We start from the raw sequence: 16,070 nt of genomic DNA on the forward strand, positions 1-16,070 counted from the left end.
TAAGCCAAAGAGGCGTTGACCAAGAGGCAGGGGATCATGAATGTGGCGATCGTGCACGACTGGCTGATCGCGCCGGGCGGGGCAGAGAAGGTGATCGAACAGATCATCGAGTGCTTCCCGGACGCGGATCTTTTCAGTCTTGTCGATTTCCTCGAAGACCGCAGACCACTCGGCGGAAAACCGGTTACCACCTCATTCATTCAGCGCCTGCCGTTTGCGCGGCGCGGTTGCCGTGCCTATCTACCGTTAATGCCGCTTGCTTTCGGACAATTCGATCTGTCCGGTTACGACCTGATTATTACGAGCTCGCATGCGGCCGCCGCGGGTGTGCTGGCTGGTCCGGATCAGACTCATGTGAGTTACCGGCACTTGTCCACGCGCTATGCATGGGACCTGCAGCATCAGACTCTGCACGAAGCGGGGCTGACGCGCGGGCCAAAGTCGTGGGCCGCGCGCGTGTGGCTTCACTATCTGCGCGGCCGGGAATCACAGTCCATGAATGGCGTCGACCGTTTGATCGCGAGCTCGCGCTCCACGGCGCGTCATGTGATGAAGACCTGCCGGCGCGATGCCGCCGTGATTCCGCCTCCCGTGGACGTACGCGAATTCGAACTGTGCGTGCACAAGGAAGATTTTTATCTGACTGCCGCGCGGATGGTGCCCTATCAGCGCATCGATCTGATCGTCGACGCGTTCAACGCCACGCCGCATCGCAAGCTGATCATGATCGGCGACGGGTCGCAGATGGCCGCGATTCGCGCCAAGGCCGGCCCGAACGTAACGATGCTCGGTGATCAGCCGTACGAGGTGCTCAAGGCGCATCTGCAGCGTGCGCGTGCCTTCGTGCTCGCCGCCGACGAAGATGCCAACGCCGTCGCGCTGGCGGCGCAGGCATGCGGCACGCCGGTGATCGCACTCGGCCAGAGCAGCGCGCTCGACACGGTGGTGCCGGTCGGCGAGCCGAATCCTACCGGCGTGTACTTCGCATACCAAACGGTCGCGTCGATGCTGGACGCGATCAACCGTTTCGAGCGTCTACACGATCGGATTACGCCAATGGCTTGCCGCGCGAATGCCGAGCGTTTTTCGCCGGCGGTGTTCCGGCGCGCCTTCATGGCGGAGGTCACGCGGACGATCGCGGCGGCCGGTCGCAGAAATGACAGATTGTCTGACTATTCGCCTATTGCGAATGTCGAGATATGCAGGTGAAGTGGGCTTTGCTGTACCGCAGTAAGTCGTAACCAGCCGCTCGGACTTTGGCGTCCGGATGGCTGTCGCTGTCGATTCGCTTCACTTAGCCGACACGGGCAGAGCGTGCAGGATCACTGCTCGAATCCGTGCGGGGAAATACGGTGCGGGTAGCCTGGAAGCAAGCGTGGCCAGGCTTCATAAAGTGACATTCGGGGGCGCGCAATGCGCTATTGGCGTGGGAATCACTGGCGCAGGCGTGCCTCGCGCATGCCCATAACGACCTGAAACAGACGTTCGCCGACGTGGACTATGCGCCGCCTTCATGCACCGGTTTCGTATCGATGTGGGCGGCAACCGGTTCCGGATCGTCGCAGCGATTCACTACAACAGGCAGTCGTCATTCGTGCGTCATGATTTGACGCGAGCGGAATACGACCTTTGTACGAGGAAGAATTTAAACCCATGAATGCCGATCGCCTTCCGGGAGCCTTTCCCGATATCGCTCAAACCTGGGCCGCGCTGCAAGCCCAGTTGCCGATCACGCCTATTCGCAACGAGCAGGACTACCAGACGATGGTGCGGCTCGCCAACTCGCTCGCCGAGCATCTGAACGGCAGCGTGGAGGATCCATTATCGGATCTGTTCGCGATCGTTACCGGGCTGGTCGAAAGCTGGGAAGAGCACAACGTGACGATTCCAAAAGCGGAGCCACGCGAGGTATTGCGGCATCTGCTGGAAACGCATGGGCTCAGGCAGAAGGATCTGATCGGTATCGCGTCACCCACGGTGGTGAGCGACATTCTCGCGGGCCGGCGCGCCATCAGCAAGAAGGTCGCCAAGGCACTGGCGGTGCGTTTTCATACCGACGTCAGCGCGTTTTTGTAATGGCAGGCAGCGCCCGGCCCGGTGCCAGGCGCTTTCCTCTTTCCTGATAGATGACGGGAGGCCTGGGCCATCGCGCGGCGCGCAACCGGGGCGGCATTGTGGCGCTCGGTCAGGCACGGACAGGGAAGCGAAGACGTGGGCTTACCGTCTCCGTGCGGGCATGATCAGAACGCGTTGCGTCCGACAAATCCCTTGAAGATCGTGATGAACACAATTTTCATGTCGAACCAGAACGACCAGTTGTGGATGTAAAAGAGGTCGAACTTGACGCGCGCTTCCATCTTCTCCACCTTCGTGGTGGCACCGCGATAGCCGTTGACCTGGGCCCAGCCGGTAATGCCCGGCTTGATCCGGTAGCGGTCCATATAGCCGTACACCTGATCCTTGTAGAGATCGTCGTGTTCGACCGCATGCGGACGGGGACCTACCACCGACATCTGACCCAGCAGCACGTTGAGGAACTGCGGCAGCTCGTCAAGGCTGGTGCGGCGCATGAAGCCGCCCAGCTTCGTCACGCGTGTGTCGTTGCGGGTGGCCTGCGTGACCTGGCCGTGCGCTTCGTGGTGCACGGTCATGGAGCGGAATTTGTAGATCGCGAATGGCCGGCCGTCCACGCCCTTGCGGGTCTGGCGAAAGAACACCGGACCGGGCGAGCCGAGCTTGATGCCGATCGCCAGCACGACGAAGACCGGCGCGAGCGCCAGCAGCGCGGCCGCCGCGAACAGGCGGTCGAAGATCAGCTTGGGCCACATCTGCGGCGGCGAGCAGGGCGTCGCGCTCAGATTGAGCGTCGGTAAACCGACGACATCGACCAGCGCGTGATTGAACAGCGAGAGGCTGCGCACATCGGGAATGAAACGCAGATTCACGAAGTCATGCCGGAACATGCGCGTGAACCGGTAGATCGTATGTTCTTCTGAAAGCGGCAACGCGAGCCAGACTTCGTTCACCCGTTCCTGACGCACCTTGGCGGCGAAGGCGTCGAGATTGGTCAGGACCGGCAGACGGTTAAGCCGCGCGCCGAATGTGCCGGCGGCTTCAATGGTGGTGTCGAATACGCAGACCGGCTTGAAGCCGGCTTGCGGCGCATGCTCGAGGTGGGCGAGCAGCGAGCGCGAAAAGCCCGGTGCGCCGACGATCGCGACGGTGCGGCTATTCATCCCGCGGCGGCGCACGCTGCGCAGCGCCACATGCACGAAGCACTTGGTGACGATGATCAGCGTGCCGGAGATCAGCGTCGAATAACCGAGCCACAGGCGCGACACCGCATCCATGCGATGCAGCGTGAACGCCAGCACGAGCGCGGTGGCGACCACGACGGTCCACGCGGCGGCCACTCGCGCCAGCATGGCAGGCAAGGGTTTGCCGCGCCAGGTGTCATACACGCCGAAGCCGGGAAACAGCAGCAATACGAGCACGCAGTTGAACGCGATCAGAAGGCGTTCCGTATCCGACAGCGACATCGGCGTCGAAAACCGCATCCAGTGAGCGAGCAGGCCACCCGCAATCACGAAGAGTGCATCAAGACATCGCGCAGTATTCCTGAACATAAGTGACTTTATCCGGTAGTCGGCCGAGCCCGTGTTTTACTCGACGGTTTCCGCCTGGCGCAGACGCGGCAGAAGGCGGTCGAATTCGCGCTTGACGAGGCCATAGCATTCGCAGGCACGTGCTTCCAGACCCTTGCGATCGAGCACCTTGATGTGGCCGCGGCTATGATGGATCAGACCTTCGTCGTGCAGCTTGCCGGCGGCTTCGGTAATGCCCTCGCGGCGCACCCCGAGCATGTCGGCGATCAGTTGCTGGGTCACGGTCAGATCGTTCGAGGCGACACGATCCACTTCGATCAGCAGCCAACGGCACAGCTGCTTGCTCAGCGCATGGTGGCGGTTGCAGGCCGCGGTTTGCGCGACTTGCGTCAGCAGGGCGTGCATGTACAGCAGCATCAGGCGGCGCAGGAAATCGGAGCGGGCGAACTGTTGCTTGAGTGCCTGTGCGCTCATCCGGTAAGCGAAGCCGGCGCACTGCACCTGCACGCGATTCGGCATGGTTTCGCCGCCGGTGAGCACCGGCACGCCGGTCATGCCTTCGCGACCGACCGCGGCGATTTCGACGGAGCTGCCGTCTTCCATCGTCGAGAGCATCGAGATGATCGCGGTGGTCGGGAAGTAGACATGGTGAATGCGCTGGCCGGAGTCGCACAGCAACTGCTCGGTGCGCAGATGAACCAGTTCGAGATGGGGAGCCAGTGCCTGCCATTCGTGGGACGGCAATGCGCCGAGCAAATGGTTACCGTGCAGATCGGATTGAAGCGTCAACATGATCGGTCCTCGCATGAAAGCCGCGCTTTGCGAAACTTTCTGTTTTTGATCCGATGCCTGCATCCCTTGGTGAACGTAGTGCTGCGTGGCGAGCAGCGAAGGATGAACAGGACCGGCCCCGTAATGGCCTGATGCGCCGCCGCCGGTCTTGTCGATCTCGTTTGCGGTGACGCGGTGTTGCCCTCACCACATAGCGAGGAGCGTGCCAACGGTAGGGAAAACGAGCAACGAAGGGGCACAAGGCGGCAGACGGTACCGCCGCGCGAAGCCGGATGTGGCTTTTTGTTTCAATTCTGTACAACACCCGCTTAACCGGCGGGAGCGTCGCTGCGTCGTCATATTCGGCTCAAAGCCTTGGTGGGATTGGCCTAGCGGTTGGCGGACGGAGTATGGGGACAAGTCCCCAGGCGCTCAACCTGCCGCTGCATGCACGTTTTAACGCGCGGTCCGGGATGTGCCGGAAATGATTCAGATGTGTTCAATGCACTTGGTACGGTGCCGTGCGGATCGCCTTCCAGGTGACGCAAAAGTCTGAGAAAACCCAACACCGATTCCCCAGACCAGACAGGTGGAAGCCCGCAAAACGAGGATTGGCGCGGCTTACGAAGGGCGTGCTTAGATCAGTGACGACAGTTAACCGTAGAACGTGGCGGATAACGCATTGGTCGCGCGCACTTCGCCGGCGGGTGCCGCGCTTGTTGCATCTGCTTTAAACACCGCATTAGATGCGCACGCAACGAATCTTTCCGGCGGCGTGCGCGCAATGAGCGGCACGAGGGGTACGATAAGCTGGCGGCCCGGCGGAAGATGAAAGCCGTCGTGCGCGGCACGATAGTTTGTGTCGACGATATGAACGGAACGCGCAAAGCGCTGTGCAACGATAACGAGCTGCCAGCCGTCGCCGTCGCGTTCGACCGCGACCGTCAGGCCGAGGTCGTGACGCTCGCCCGCACTGCGCTCCGGAAAATGAAACGCTTCCGAAACGATCCGGCCACTGGCCGCGTCGCGCAGTGTCGCGATCGTCACGTCATGCGCGCGCGGGCCGAAGCGGTAGGCGTGGGTGAAATCGAAGAACTGGCCAAGGCATTCGGCGGCGCTCAGCCGCTGCGCGCTGCGCGGCGGCAGTTCGAGTTCGCGGATTGCGGAGACCACCTTGACGTTGCCGTCTCGCAGGCAGATCAGTTCCAGCTGTGCATTGAAGGGCTGCGCTCGTTCGTTGAGCAGATGAATATCGAGGCCGTTGAGGCCCTCGTCGGTCATGAGCACCTGGACGGGTTGCAGTGTTCTCGCGAGGCCGTGCAGGGCGCTCTTAGGCCGTCCTGTGGCATCGATCAAGCCCCAGCCGGCGCCGGGACGCAGGTCCTGCAGTTGCCAGACCAGCGCGCCGCCGCAGGTCGAGCCGGCGCGGCGCCATTCGGCGAACGTCTCGCTCATCACTTCGGCGGCCACCGCGCGAGACAGATCCAGATACCGTTGCGGATCTTCATAGCGCAGGCGCGCGGGCTCGACGTCTGATAAGGCCTGCAGATAGTGGTCGCGCACGTCGTCGAAATCCCAGCCGACGCCGGGGTCGCGCGGTACGGCGGCCTTCCAGCGCGGATCATGCGGATAAATCGTGCCGAGCGCATCCTGCAGCGTGGCGTCGTCGGGCACGTTGGCGAACGCGAGGCATTCGGCCGCGAAGCGCACCTGCGCGCGGCGCACGTCGTCGAGCGGCCGCTGATAGGCGCCGACGCCGTAATAATGCGTGATGCCCTCATTAGTCGAAAACGGCCATATTCCACCTGAAGGCGAATTGCTGACGTACGGCACGTCCGGGCGCTCGCGCGCGACGATGGCGGGCAGCCGCTCGGTAAACAGTGGTTGCACGCGCATCGAAACCGGCAGGCCGAACATGGCCGCCTGCTGGTCCACCTCGCTGCCGCCGCACAGCACCGCGAGCGAAGCAAAGTGCCGGGTGCGCGTTAGAAACTGGGTGGCCTCGCGCTCGATCGACGCGTTGAATGCGGCATCGGTCGGGTAGTCGAAATTCGCCAGCGCGAAATCTTGCCAGACGAGCATGCCGTATTCATCGGCGAGCGCGTAGAAGGTGTCGGACTCATACACCATCGTGCCGCCCACGCGCAGCATGTTCATGCCTGCATCGCGGGCCAGCGGGAAGGTATCGCGCAATTGCGCTTCGCTGCCTGTGAGCGTGACGAGGTCCGCGCTGGTCCAGCAGGCGCCGCGGCAGAACACCGGCTGTCCATTGACGCGCAACGCGAAGCCCGCGCCGTCCTCGCCGTAATCCGTTTCGATGCTGCGAAAGCCGATCGGACCCAGGTCGTGCGATGTGACGTGTCCGTCATCAAGCTGCAACGTCAATGGATATAAAGTGGGCTCGCCATGCGTGTGCGGCCACCAGCGTTCGGCAAGCGGCACGCGTACCGTGCCCACCAATGTATGGGCATCGCTCCATTGCATAGACGAAACAGCAGCCCCGCATTTGAGCGAGACGCGGCAAGCGCCGGCCTCGTGCGAATGAACAAAACGTAGCGTCAGCGAAACAACGCCGTCGTCGCCGTCGAGGCGGCTCGATATATCGACGGTGTCGATGGCGTGGGGCGCGTCGCTGAGCAGTTCGATCGGCCGCCAGGGTCCCACCGCCTGCACCGGCGGACACCAGCCCGGCATGTGGCCGAGCAGGGTGGTGCGCACGTTGCGCAAGGTCGGCGGTGTGACGAGCCGCGGCCGCCAGCGCGCGCGCGAACGTTTGGCCGCAAGCGCCGGTGTGAGCGAGCGAAAGCACAGCGCGAGCGTCGCGTTGCCGCGCAGGTCGATGTCGAGGTCGTGAGCCACGAACATCGAATCGGAATCGAGCAGTTTGATGCCGTCGAACCATACTTCGGCAATGGTGGCGAGACCGTGCAGGCGCAAGCGACGTTTGGCGGCGCTGCTGTCGCCGAGCGCGAGGCGATACCAGTGATCGTCGAAGGCGAGCGGCGGGGGATTGGCGATATCGAATAGACCCGCGGCACGGCGCGCGCCGGCGACCGTGCCGGGCACTTGCGCGGCGAGCCAGCCGTGCGTGGGCCAGTCGGCAGGCGATTCGCACGCGCCCGCCGGCGTGCTCACGCACTGCCAGCCCGTGTCCAGGCGCTGGGGCCAGAGCGTGCGGGAGGTTTGCGCAGGATCAGCGGCGGCGACAGCATCAGCACCGGCATCGGCATCGGCGGGCGCGCTGCCGTTGGCTTCATCGAGCGCAGCCGTGGACAGGCCGCTCTCATCATCGGCATCAGGCGTCATGGTCGATCGGCCGTGCATCCACGGCGAGTTCCTCAACAGTCGGACAAAACGCGCGGCAACTGTTCGCGCGCTCGCGATGGGCGCGTTACAGCGCCAGCGCGGCTAGCGGCGGCAGGGTCTTTTCGTAAGCGCTTTCGAGCACGTCGAAGCAGTCCTCGCACAGATCGCGGCGCCCGCGGGTGATGGCCCGCACGAGCCGGAACTGCATTACCATGGACTCCGAAGCGATGCTCTGCGCGGCGTCCGGAATGGCCGGCGGCATGTCGAAACCTTGCGCGCCAAGCCACTGCAAGTACTTCGAGAGAAACTCGAAATTCGCGCCGAGCTGCCGCATCAGGTTGAACGAGTACGGGTGGAAGAACTTCTCGCCGCGTTCGAGCAGCGTTTCGAGGTGCTCGGGAAACGCGGCTCGCCAGTGCGAAATCGGATTGCTGAGCGGCCGCCGGCTCAAATGCGCGCACAGGAGTTCCGCCGAGGCTTCCACGAGCGCGGTGCCTTCGAGCGCGGGCCGCGCCTGCTTGGCGAATTCCACGTAGGGGAACAGCAGATCGGGCTGGTCCGCGAATTGCGGCAGCTTGCGGAACACGCCGTCGTAGTCTTCGCCGTCGAGCAGGTGATAGCCGGTGTTGTGGAAATAGCCGAGGCGGCGCGCGGGCGGGTCGATGAAGTCGATGCCCACCGTGGTCTTCGGATGCTCGCGCCGGTACGACGTGGCGCGCGTGTTCGGCAGGTAATAGCCGTCCACTTCCACCAGCACGGTATGGCCGCGCGTGGTCTGGGCGAGCACGCGGGCTTCGAGCGAATCGTAGATCGCCAGTTCCTGCACCTGCGTGCCGTAGAGCCGGTCGAGGTCCTCGAGCGGAAACTTGAAGAACGTGAACTGGTCGCCTTCGAAATCCTGCGTGACGGTAAAACCGAACGCCGCGCGCGGGTCGAGTCCGAAGCCGTGCAGCAACTCGATCCACAGATCCACGTAGCAGTTGGTCTCCTGCCACACGCGATCGCCCTGATGCAGCGCATGCGACGCGTGCTCGCGCAGGCGCACGGCGGGCATGGCGGTGCTGCCGGAAGCGGGCGGATCGACGCGCCGGTTCAACGGAAAAACGGCGGGCGTGCCATGCGGCAGAGGTCTCGGCGATGGATTCATGCGTGCTCCCCGGCGCCTTGCTGCGCCGCATCGGGTGCCGTCGGCAGAGCCACGAGGCCGTCGGCGACGCGCGTCCCGGTGTCGCCCCAGAGCAGTTCGCGCACGTCGTCTGGCCAGGCGTTCACGTCGAGCCCGTGATGACGGAACAGCGCGAGCGTGATGCGTTCCATGCCAAAACCGACACAACCCGTATGCGCCACGCTGCCGTCGTCGCACGTGATCTTCCAGATCGCGCCGAAGTGTTCCATGTGATAGTTGAACGACAGGCAAGCCGTCTTGCCGCGCGGATCGGCCAGCGGAATCAGCAGTTCGAACTTGAGCGCGAGCGCTCGCTGGCTATCGGCGACGATCTTGCCGCCGCGGCCAAAGAACGGGTCGTTCGCCAGATCCACTTCGAGCGGCAGTTGCAGCAGCTCGACGAGCAGCGAGCCGCGCTCGATCCACATCTGCCGGAACGCCATGACCTGCGCGGCGTTGCCGAGCCGCACGTACTCGCGCTGGCGGAACATCTGCATGCGGCCGGGGTCGAGCGACGGTTCGTGGCGGAAGCAATAGGACAGCACGTCGATGGTGCGGCCGTCGGCCGGCAGCGGGCCGCGCCGCGCCATCACCGGATAGATCGGATAGCAGGCGGCCGGCGTGAGCACCACGCGAGTCGGCTTTTGCTGCGCCATCCAGTCGTCGGCGCGGTCGTCCTCACGCTCGATCATGGCGTCGTCGAGCGCGCGCAGCAGACGCCGGTGATCCATGTCGTTACCGCAGAACGAGTGGATCGTGCCGGCCAGATTCGGAAAGCTTTTCAGATATTCGCTGTCTTCGAAGTCGGTGCGGCGCATGGCGGGTGGAAAGCGCAGCACTTCGGGCTGCTGGTCCGCGCCCAGATGCGTGATCGCCACGTTCAGGCGGTCCACCACGTCTTCGAAGATCTGGCTGCGGCCGTACAGGCCGTCTTCGCCGGTATCGATCAGCAGGCCCGCGGCCAGCAGTTCATCGCGAAAGCCCGGCGAGCCGGTTTCCTGAGCGGCGGCAAGCGCGGCGGTAGCAGGCATCGTAGTCACTCAGGCTCTCCCGGGGGCGGCAGGACGCTGCGCGAGCAGCAGGCTCGCGGTGTTCTGCGCGATGCGATCGTTGTTGATCATCAGCGGCGCGGAGTACAGGTCTCGCAGATGGCGTCCGACGCTGTACGGCGTGCCGTTCTTGTAGCCCGCCATGCCGCAGATCATCAGCACTTCCTGCACGACCTGCAGCGCGGTGGTGGAGATACTGGTCTTCAACGTGTTCATGTCGGAGGCGAAGCCGAGCATGGCCGAGAGCGGCGCATCGGCCTGCGAGCCGCCGTGGCGAACCTGGTGCGCGGCGCGGGCCGCCTCGAGTGCGACCGCGAGGCGCGCCTGCATCATCTGCAGGAGGCCGACCGCTTCGGCGAGGCGCAGGCCGGCCGGCGGAATCGAGCCGGGCGTCGAGCGCGCCTGGGCGCGAAAGAAAGTCTTGGCGCGATTCACCGCGTCGGCGGCCACGCCCGTCCAGACCGAAGCCCAAAGCGTGTGCGAAACCGGCAACATGGTTTGATCGGCGATCTCGGCAAACGGCGCGGGCAGGATCTGTTCGGCCTGACCCGTGGCGACGAGCCGGAAGCCTTCGCTGCAGGTGCCGCGCATGCCCATCGCGTCCCAGCTGCCGCGTTTTTCGAGCTGTGTTTCCGCGTTCAGCGCGACGATCAGCACCTGGTCGGCAGCCGGGGATTCGGCGGTGCGGCGTGCGGTCACGAGAATGCCGTCGGCGTGCGCGCCGTACGAAATTGTGGGTGCGAGCTTTTCAATGCGAAAGCGCGCGCCGTCGAGTTCGACCGAGCAGGCGCTCGTGCGCAGATTGCCGCCAATGTTTTCTTCGGAAGTCGCCGAAGCCAGCAGCCATCGATGCTCGACCAGCTGCGCGAGCAACTGCCGATGCCACGCCGAGTCGCTGCCATGGGCCTCGATGCACGCCACCTGGATCTGGTGCATCGCATACACCATGGCGGTGGAGGCGCAGCCTTGCGCGAGCGTTTCGCAGATCGCGCCGATGTCCGCAAGCGACAGTCCCGCGCCGCCGAACGCGGCCGGCACCATGGCCGACAGCAAGCGTTCGCGTTTGAGCGCGTCGAACGCTTCCGTTGGAAAACGCGCATCGCGGTCCACTGCGTCGGCGAACTGCGCGGCCACCGCCGCGCAGCGTTGCGCCGCCGCACGCCAGCCGGGTTCGGTTTCGACCGCGCTCAGCACGACAGCGACATCGTCGTGTGCCGGCGCCTGGGCGAGTGGGGCGGCTGCATCCGGTAGCGGGGAGTTCATGCTGCCGCCTGTGCCTGCTGCAATTCGGTGACCGCGGCGGCCATCGAATTGATGCTGGAGAAGAGCCGGCGCGTCAGCAGGCGGTCCGGAATTTCAATGTTGAATTCGTCTTCGATGGCCAGCATCAGGTGCACGGTCGCTAGCGAGGACAGACCCGCGGCGTACAAATCGGCGTCGTCCGCGAGGGAGTCCGGATGGACATCCAGGCGGGCCGATTCGGAAAGGATGCGTCGCAGTGCGGTTTTCATGGCGGGGAGTCCTCAATGGTCCAGCAGTTTCTTGAATGTTGTCGACGTCAAGCGAACGCACGTCATGGTCTTGCGTGGCTCGTGCCGCGGATCGGGCTGGCGGGGTCCATCTGCCGGACGCGGCGCTTTCACGTGGATTACGGGATCTTTCCTGCCGTGCGATGTCCCGATGTCCGGTATTTAAGAATCAGCAAAGCCCAGCGTCAGTGCGATGCCGCACGGAAACACGCGTTTCGCGGACGTACCGTGTAGCCATGAAAACGGACCGGTGCGCGGAGCCGGGCCGTCGAGGGCGGCGCTCGCGCCCGGACTCGTCGAACTCATTGACCGCTGAGGAAAGTGATGAACTGGAAAACGCTGGAATTCGATCAGCTTTCGGCACGCGAGTTGTATCTGCTCTTGCGGGCGCGCAGCGCGGTGTTTGTGGTCGAGCAGTCGCACGTTTGCCTCGACGCCGACGGCCGTGACGAAGGCTCATTGCATGTGTTCGCAGTGGAGGACATCACCCGGCCGATGCCGATCCTCGCCTACGCACGTGTGCAGCCCGGCGATGCGGAAGATCCGGAAATCACCATCGACAAGGTGCTCACCAGCCCGCTGCGGCGCGGTGACGGCACCGCCGAAATGCTGCTCGAGCGCGTGCTGCAGGCCATCGCCGAGCGCTGGCCGGGACATGCCGCGCGGGTGAGCGCGCCGCTCGGCTTGCGCGGCTTCTACGAGCAATTTGGCTTTCGCAAGACGGAAGGTCCGTACCTCGAACATGGCGTGCCGTTCATCGGCCTCACGCGCCAGGTGCGCGGCGCCCAGCCGCTCTTCGGCACGCGCCGCCGTGAGCGCGACGGCGCGGCGCTCATCAATACCTTCGAGATGCTGTGATGGTGGGGGCGCCGGGTCTCGCCTTTTCCGGTTACCGCAACCTGGTCAGACAATTCGTCTCACTACGTGCGTCTTCGCACTATGCAAAGTTCGCAGTGCAGGCAAGCTTGAGACGCAAGCTCATGGCCCGTCGAAGTATGCGGCGTTACATGGACGAAACAATTCTTCAGAGGGATAACCCTGTCAGGACGTTTCCCAACTGGCGCAACGGTTTCGAAGCTAGCAACGTATCGTAAAAAAATGAAGTCACTGTAAAAAAACGGCAGGCGGGGACCGCTTGATCAACAGGCTACGCGGGGACCAACACCGCTTCGGGGAGAGTGTCATGGAACAGGCAAACAAGGATCGATCGCTCGTGAGCAAAGTGATGGATGGGCTCGTCACGGGCATCGTCGAAGAGAAGTACGGCGCCATCCTGCCGCCGCAGGATGTGCTGTCGAAGGAGTTCGACGTCAGCCGCACCGTCATGCGCGAGGCGCTGTCGATGCTGCTCGCGCGCGACATGCTGGACGTGCGGCCGAAGATCGGCACGCGCATCCGGCCGATGAGCGATTGGCGCATGATCGACGAGGACGTCGTGAACTGGCGCTTTCGCGCGAAGCCTGATCCGCTGTTTCTACGCGACGTGATCGAGTTTCGCATTCTGATCGAACCGCGCGCCTCGGCGCAGGCGGCCACGCGCGGCAGCGCCGCGGAAGTCGCCGCGATTCGCGAAGCGTTTGAAGCGTTTCGCGCGATCCGGCCGGGCGAGGCCGCTTATCAGGAAGCGGACGAGCTGTTTCATACCCGCATCGTGGTGGCGAGCGGCAATCAGTTCTTCAAGCAGATGGCGGCGATTATTCGCGGCGCGCTGTCGACCGTCAATCCCATCGTCAGCGACCGGGACGGGTTGTGGGAGACGGCGGTGAGCACGCATCAGCGCGTGGTCGAAGCGATCGAACGGCGCGATCCGAAGGAAGCGGAAATCGCTTCGCTCGCGATGATCGACTTCAGCGCCGAAGAAATCGGCAGCCGCTTTTCGGCGGAACCTCCGGCACGCGTTTGAGCACCGCCGCCCTGGCGGTGCATTGACCCTTCTGTTTTCCTTGCGAGACGGCGCAGGCCGGACGGCGCGCGATCGTGTGCACGCGTGCGCACGCGTGAGCGTGCGGCATGCGCGACAATAGCGTCTGTTCTGAACTGCATGGACTCGAAGGAACGATGACAATCGCAACACAGGGAGTGCCGGCCGGCGGCACGATTCGCTGGGGTATCGTTGGGACGGGGCGCATCGCCCGCCGTTTTGCGCAAAGCCTCGCACATGTGCCGCAGGCGCAACTGAGCGCGCTGTGGTCGCGCCGCGCCGGGCCGGCAGCGGCTTTTGCCGAAGAGTTCGGCGGCCAGGCGTGCGCGAGTTTCGAGGCGCTGCTCGCGAGCGGCATCGACGCGCTTTATATCGCCACTGTCCAGGACAGTCACGCCGGTTACGCGATCGCCGCATTGCAAGCCGGTCTGCACGTGCTGTGCGAAAAACCGGCCACCATCAACCAGCCGCAACTCGAGCGCGTGCTCGAGGCCGCGCGTGCGTCGCAACGGCTCTTCATGGAAGCCATGAAGCCGCCGTTTTATCCGCTCTACAGAAAGTTGCGCGCGCATCTAGCCGCCGAACCGATCGGGCAAGTGGGACTCGTGCGCGCCGGCTGTTCGGTGCCGGGCGTGCCGCACGATCACCCGTCGCTGTCGTTCGAGCATGCGGGTGGCGCGCTGCTCGACATCGGCATCTATGAGATGTTTCTCGCGGTCGACTGGCTGGGCGCGCCGCGCGAGGTGCAGACCCTCGGCCGGCTCGGGCCGACCGGTGTCGATACGTTCGCGAGCCTGAACAGCGAGCACGAGCACGGCATTGCCCAGTTGTTTTGCGGACTCGATCTGCACGGCAAGGGCGATGCGCTGCTGATGGCCCCGGGCGGCCACGTCACGATTCACGAACCGTGGTGGAACCCGTCGCGCGCGACGATTCGTTATGCCGACGGACGCGTGGTCGAACTCGACGAGCCGTTCGAAGGCGGCGGCCTGAACTACGAGACCGCGCATTTCTGCGAGCTGATACGGGCAGGGCAGGTGGAAAGCCCGGTGATGACGCATGGCAAGTCGGTGCAGATGATCGCCATGACGGACGCGGCGCGTGCCGCGCTCGGGCTGAAATTCGCGGGAGAGTGAGGGCGGGCTGAGCGAGCGTCGCGGCGCGCGTTCAGGCGCGTCTAGGCGCGGCAGTGGTACGATTTGCGCCAGGTCGCGGCGCGGCAACAACGCTCCGCAAGCCGCCGCTTTCGAACCCCTTGCAATGGAGCCGCCTGTTCATGCGCACGCTCGGAAACCTGTGGCGCGACAACAAGAGCGTCGTCGCGTTTCTCTTTTTGATGGTGCTGTTTCGCAGCGCCGTGGCCGACTGGAACGTCGTGCCGAGCGGCTCGATGCTGCCGACGATCCGCGAAGGCGACCGGATTTTCGTCGACAAGATGGCCTACGATCTGCGCGTGCCGCTCACGCACATTGCGATTGCTCATCTGCACGATCCGCAGCGCGGCGATATCGTCACGATCGACTCTTCAGCGGCTCATGAGCTGCTCGTCAAGCGTCTGATCGGTTTGCCCGGCGACCGGGTCGCGCTGCGCGACAACGTGCTGTACGTGAACGGTGTGCGCGCCCATTACCAGCCGCTCCGGATCAAACCGCTGCCCGGCGACGCCGCATCGCCCGGCGACTATCTGACCGAACGCTTCGACGGTGTCGCGCATACGGTGCGGCTCACGCCGTATGCGCCGAGTCCGCGCAATTCGTTCGGGCCGGTGGTCGTGCCGCAAGGCGAGTATCTGATGCTCGGCGACAATCGCGACAACAGCGCCGACTCGCGTTACTTCGGCTTTTTTCCGCGCAAGGAGTTGATGGGCCGCGCGCGTCATGTGGCGTTTTCGCTCGACCCCGATCATTACTACAAGCCGCGCTTCGAGCGTTTCGGCGCGCGGCTGGATGCGGCGCCGCAGGTCGCGAGCCGCTAGGCCTGGCGCGCCTCGCTCCCGGCGGCGTTCAGCGACGTTCAGTGACGTTCAGCCAGTGCTCAGTGACGTGACGGCAGCGCGAGCCGCCGTTCATACCAGCGCTGCACCCATTCGAGCACCTGGCACAGCACCCAGTACACCGCGGCCGCCGCAAGATACAGCGGCAGCGGCTGATACGTCGACGCGATGATTTCCTGCGCGCTGCGCAACAGTTCGGTCACCGTAATGACCGACACCAGCGAGGTGTCCTTGATCAGGCTGATCAGGCTGTTCGACAGACTCGGCACGGCAATGCGCAGCGCCTGCGGCGCGATCACATAGCGCAGTGTCTGGCGGCGCGAGAGTCCGAGACTGTACGCGGCCAGCCATTGGCCCTTGTGAATCCCGAGAATCGCGCCGCGCATGCTCTCCGACAGATAGGCGGCGACATTCGCCGACAGCGCGATCACGCCGGCGGGCGTGGGGTCGAGGGAGATGCCGAAACTCGGCAAGCCGTAGTAGATCACGAAGATCTGCACCAGCAGCGGCGTGCCGCGCATCACGCTCACGTAGAGGCGCGCGATCCAGTTCAGCACGCGGTTGTGGCTCACGCCCATCAACGCGAGCACGGCGCCGGCGAGCAGGCCGAAGATCATCGACAGAACCGCGAACTTGACCGTCAGGACGGCGCCCTGCGCGAGCACAGGAAGCGATTGGACGAGCAGGGAGGTGGTGGACATGAGCGAGGGGCGGGTTGGCGCGCGGAGCGC

The 16,070-nt window shown here is 64.3% G+C and carries 15 protein-coding genes; 7 read left to right on the plus strand and 8 right to left on the minus strand.

The features are described 5' to 3' along the window. Positions 1 to 36 precede the first annotated feature (36 nt). From A6V37_RS30940 to A6V37_RS30945, 3 genes are all read left to right on the plus strand, one after another. Positions 37 to 1,209, plus strand: a complete 1,173-nt coding sequence (locus A6V37_RS30940) for a glycosyltransferase (RefSeq protein WP_064269823.1) — start codon at positions 37 to 39, stop codon at positions 1,207 to 1,209. A 304-nt stretch (positions 1,210 to 1,513) separates the two neighbouring features. Further along, positions 1,514 to 1,657, plus strand: coding sequence for a type II toxin-antitoxin system HigB family toxin (locus tag A6V37_RS42635; RefSeq protein ID WP_242665866.1), 144 nt, complete (start codon positions 1,514 to 1,516; stop codon positions 1,655 to 1,657). Beyond that, positions 1,654 to 2,076 carry a helix-turn-helix domain-containing protein gene (locus A6V37_RS30945; RefSeq protein WP_064269824.1) on the plus strand — a complete coding sequence of 141 codons (423 nt, stop codon included), beginning with the start codon at positions 1,654 to 1,656 and terminating at the stop codon, positions 2,074 to 2,076. The genes A6V37_RS42635 and A6V37_RS30945 overlap by 4 nt, the downstream gene beginning before the upstream one ends. Before the next feature lie 164 nt (positions 2,077 to 2,240). Here the strand turns inward: A6V37_RS30945 and A6V37_RS30950 are convergent, their stop codons facing one another. The 7 genes from A6V37_RS30950 to A6V37_RS30980 form a co-directional block, all read right to left on the minus strand. Then, on the minus strand, positions 2,241 to 3,626 hold the full coding sequence (locus A6V37_RS30950; RefSeq protein WP_064269825.1) for an undecaprenyl-phosphate glucose phosphotransferase: 1,386 nt from the start codon (positions 3,624 to 3,626) through the stop codon (positions 2,241 to 2,243). A gap of 36 nt (positions 3,627 to 3,662) precedes the next feature. Beyond that, positions 3,663 to 4,397, minus strand: coding sequence for a Crp/Fnr family transcriptional regulator (locus A6V37_RS30955; protein ID WP_064269966.1), 735 nt, complete (start codon positions 4,395 to 4,397; stop codon positions 3,663 to 3,665). Positions 4,398 to 5,030: 633 nt separating this feature from the next. Beyond that, complete coding sequence (locus A6V37_RS30960; RefSeq protein ID WP_167361452.1) at positions 5,031 to 7,700, minus strand: glycoside hydrolase family 2 protein; 2,670 nt, start codon at positions 7,698 to 7,700, stop codon at positions 5,031 to 5,033. A 67-nt stretch (positions 7,701 to 7,767) separates the two neighbouring features. Then, a complete protein-coding gene (locus A6V37_RS30965) occupies positions 7,768 to 8,829 on the minus strand; it encodes a DUF1839 family protein (RefSeq protein ID WP_064286680.1) in 1,062 nt (353 codons plus the stop codon). Continuing rightward, positions 8,826 to 9,887 (minus strand): amino acid--[acyl-carrier-protein] ligase, encoded by a 1,062-nt coding sequence (locus A6V37_RS30970; protein WP_064269827.1) that lies wholly within the window; start codon positions 9,885 to 9,887, stop codon positions 8,826 to 8,828. Before A6V37_RS30970 ends, A6V37_RS30965 begins: the two co-directional genes overlap by 4 nt. After that, complete coding sequence (locus A6V37_RS30975) at positions 9,888 to 11,159, minus strand: acyl-CoA dehydrogenase family protein (RefSeq protein WP_064286681.1); 1,272 nt, start codon at positions 11,157 to 11,159, stop codon at positions 9,888 to 9,890. Further along, positions 11,156 to 11,407 (minus strand): acyl carrier protein, encoded by a 252-nt coding sequence (locus tag A6V37_RS30980; RefSeq protein ID WP_064269829.1) that lies wholly within the window; start codon positions 11,405 to 11,407, stop codon positions 11,156 to 11,158. The genes A6V37_RS30975 and A6V37_RS30980 overlap by 4 nt, the downstream gene beginning before the upstream one ends. A 342-nt stretch (positions 11,408 to 11,749) precedes the next feature. Here A6V37_RS30980 and A6V37_RS30985 point away from each other — a divergent pair, with 342 nt between their 5' ends. The 4 genes from A6V37_RS30985 (at position 11,750) to lepB (ending at position 15,321) form a co-directional block, all read left to right on the plus strand. Then, positions 11,750 to 12,283 carry a GNAT family N-acetyltransferase gene (locus A6V37_RS30985; protein ID WP_064269830.1) on the plus strand — a complete coding sequence of 178 codons (534 nt, stop codon included), beginning with the start codon at positions 11,750 to 11,752 and terminating at the stop codon, positions 12,281 to 12,283. Positions 12,284 to 12,608: 325 nt separating this feature from the next. Next, a complete protein-coding gene (locus tag A6V37_RS30990) occupies positions 12,609 to 13,328 on the plus strand; it encodes a FadR/GntR family transcriptional regulator (RefSeq protein WP_064269831.1) in 720 nt (239 codons plus the stop codon). 155 nt (positions 13,329 to 13,483) lie between these two features. After that, on the plus strand, positions 13,484 to 14,482 hold the full coding sequence (locus A6V37_RS30995; protein WP_064286682.1) for a Gfo/Idh/MocA family protein: 999 nt from the start codon (positions 13,484 to 13,486) through the stop codon (positions 14,480 to 14,482). 140 nt (positions 14,483 to 14,622) lie between these two features. Beyond that, a complete protein-coding gene (gene lepB, locus A6V37_RS31000; protein ID WP_064269833.1) occupies positions 14,623 to 15,321 on the plus strand; it encodes a signal peptidase I in 699 nt (232 codons plus the stop codon). A gap of 59 nt (positions 15,322 to 15,380) precedes the next feature. On the opposite strand, the gene A6V37_RS31005 is transcribed toward lepB, so the two are convergent. Next, a complete protein-coding gene (locus A6V37_RS31005) occupies positions 15,381 to 16,040 on the minus strand; it encodes an amino acid ABC transporter permease (protein WP_064286683.1) in 660 nt (219 codons plus the stop codon). Between the last annotated feature and the right edge of the window lie 30 nt (positions 16,041 to 16,070).

The organism is Paraburkholderia ginsengiterrae (assembly GCF_001645125.1).
Taxonomy (GTDB): domain Bacteria; phylum Pseudomonadota; class Gammaproteobacteria; order Burkholderiales; family Burkholderiaceae; genus Paraburkholderia; species Paraburkholderia ginsengiterrae.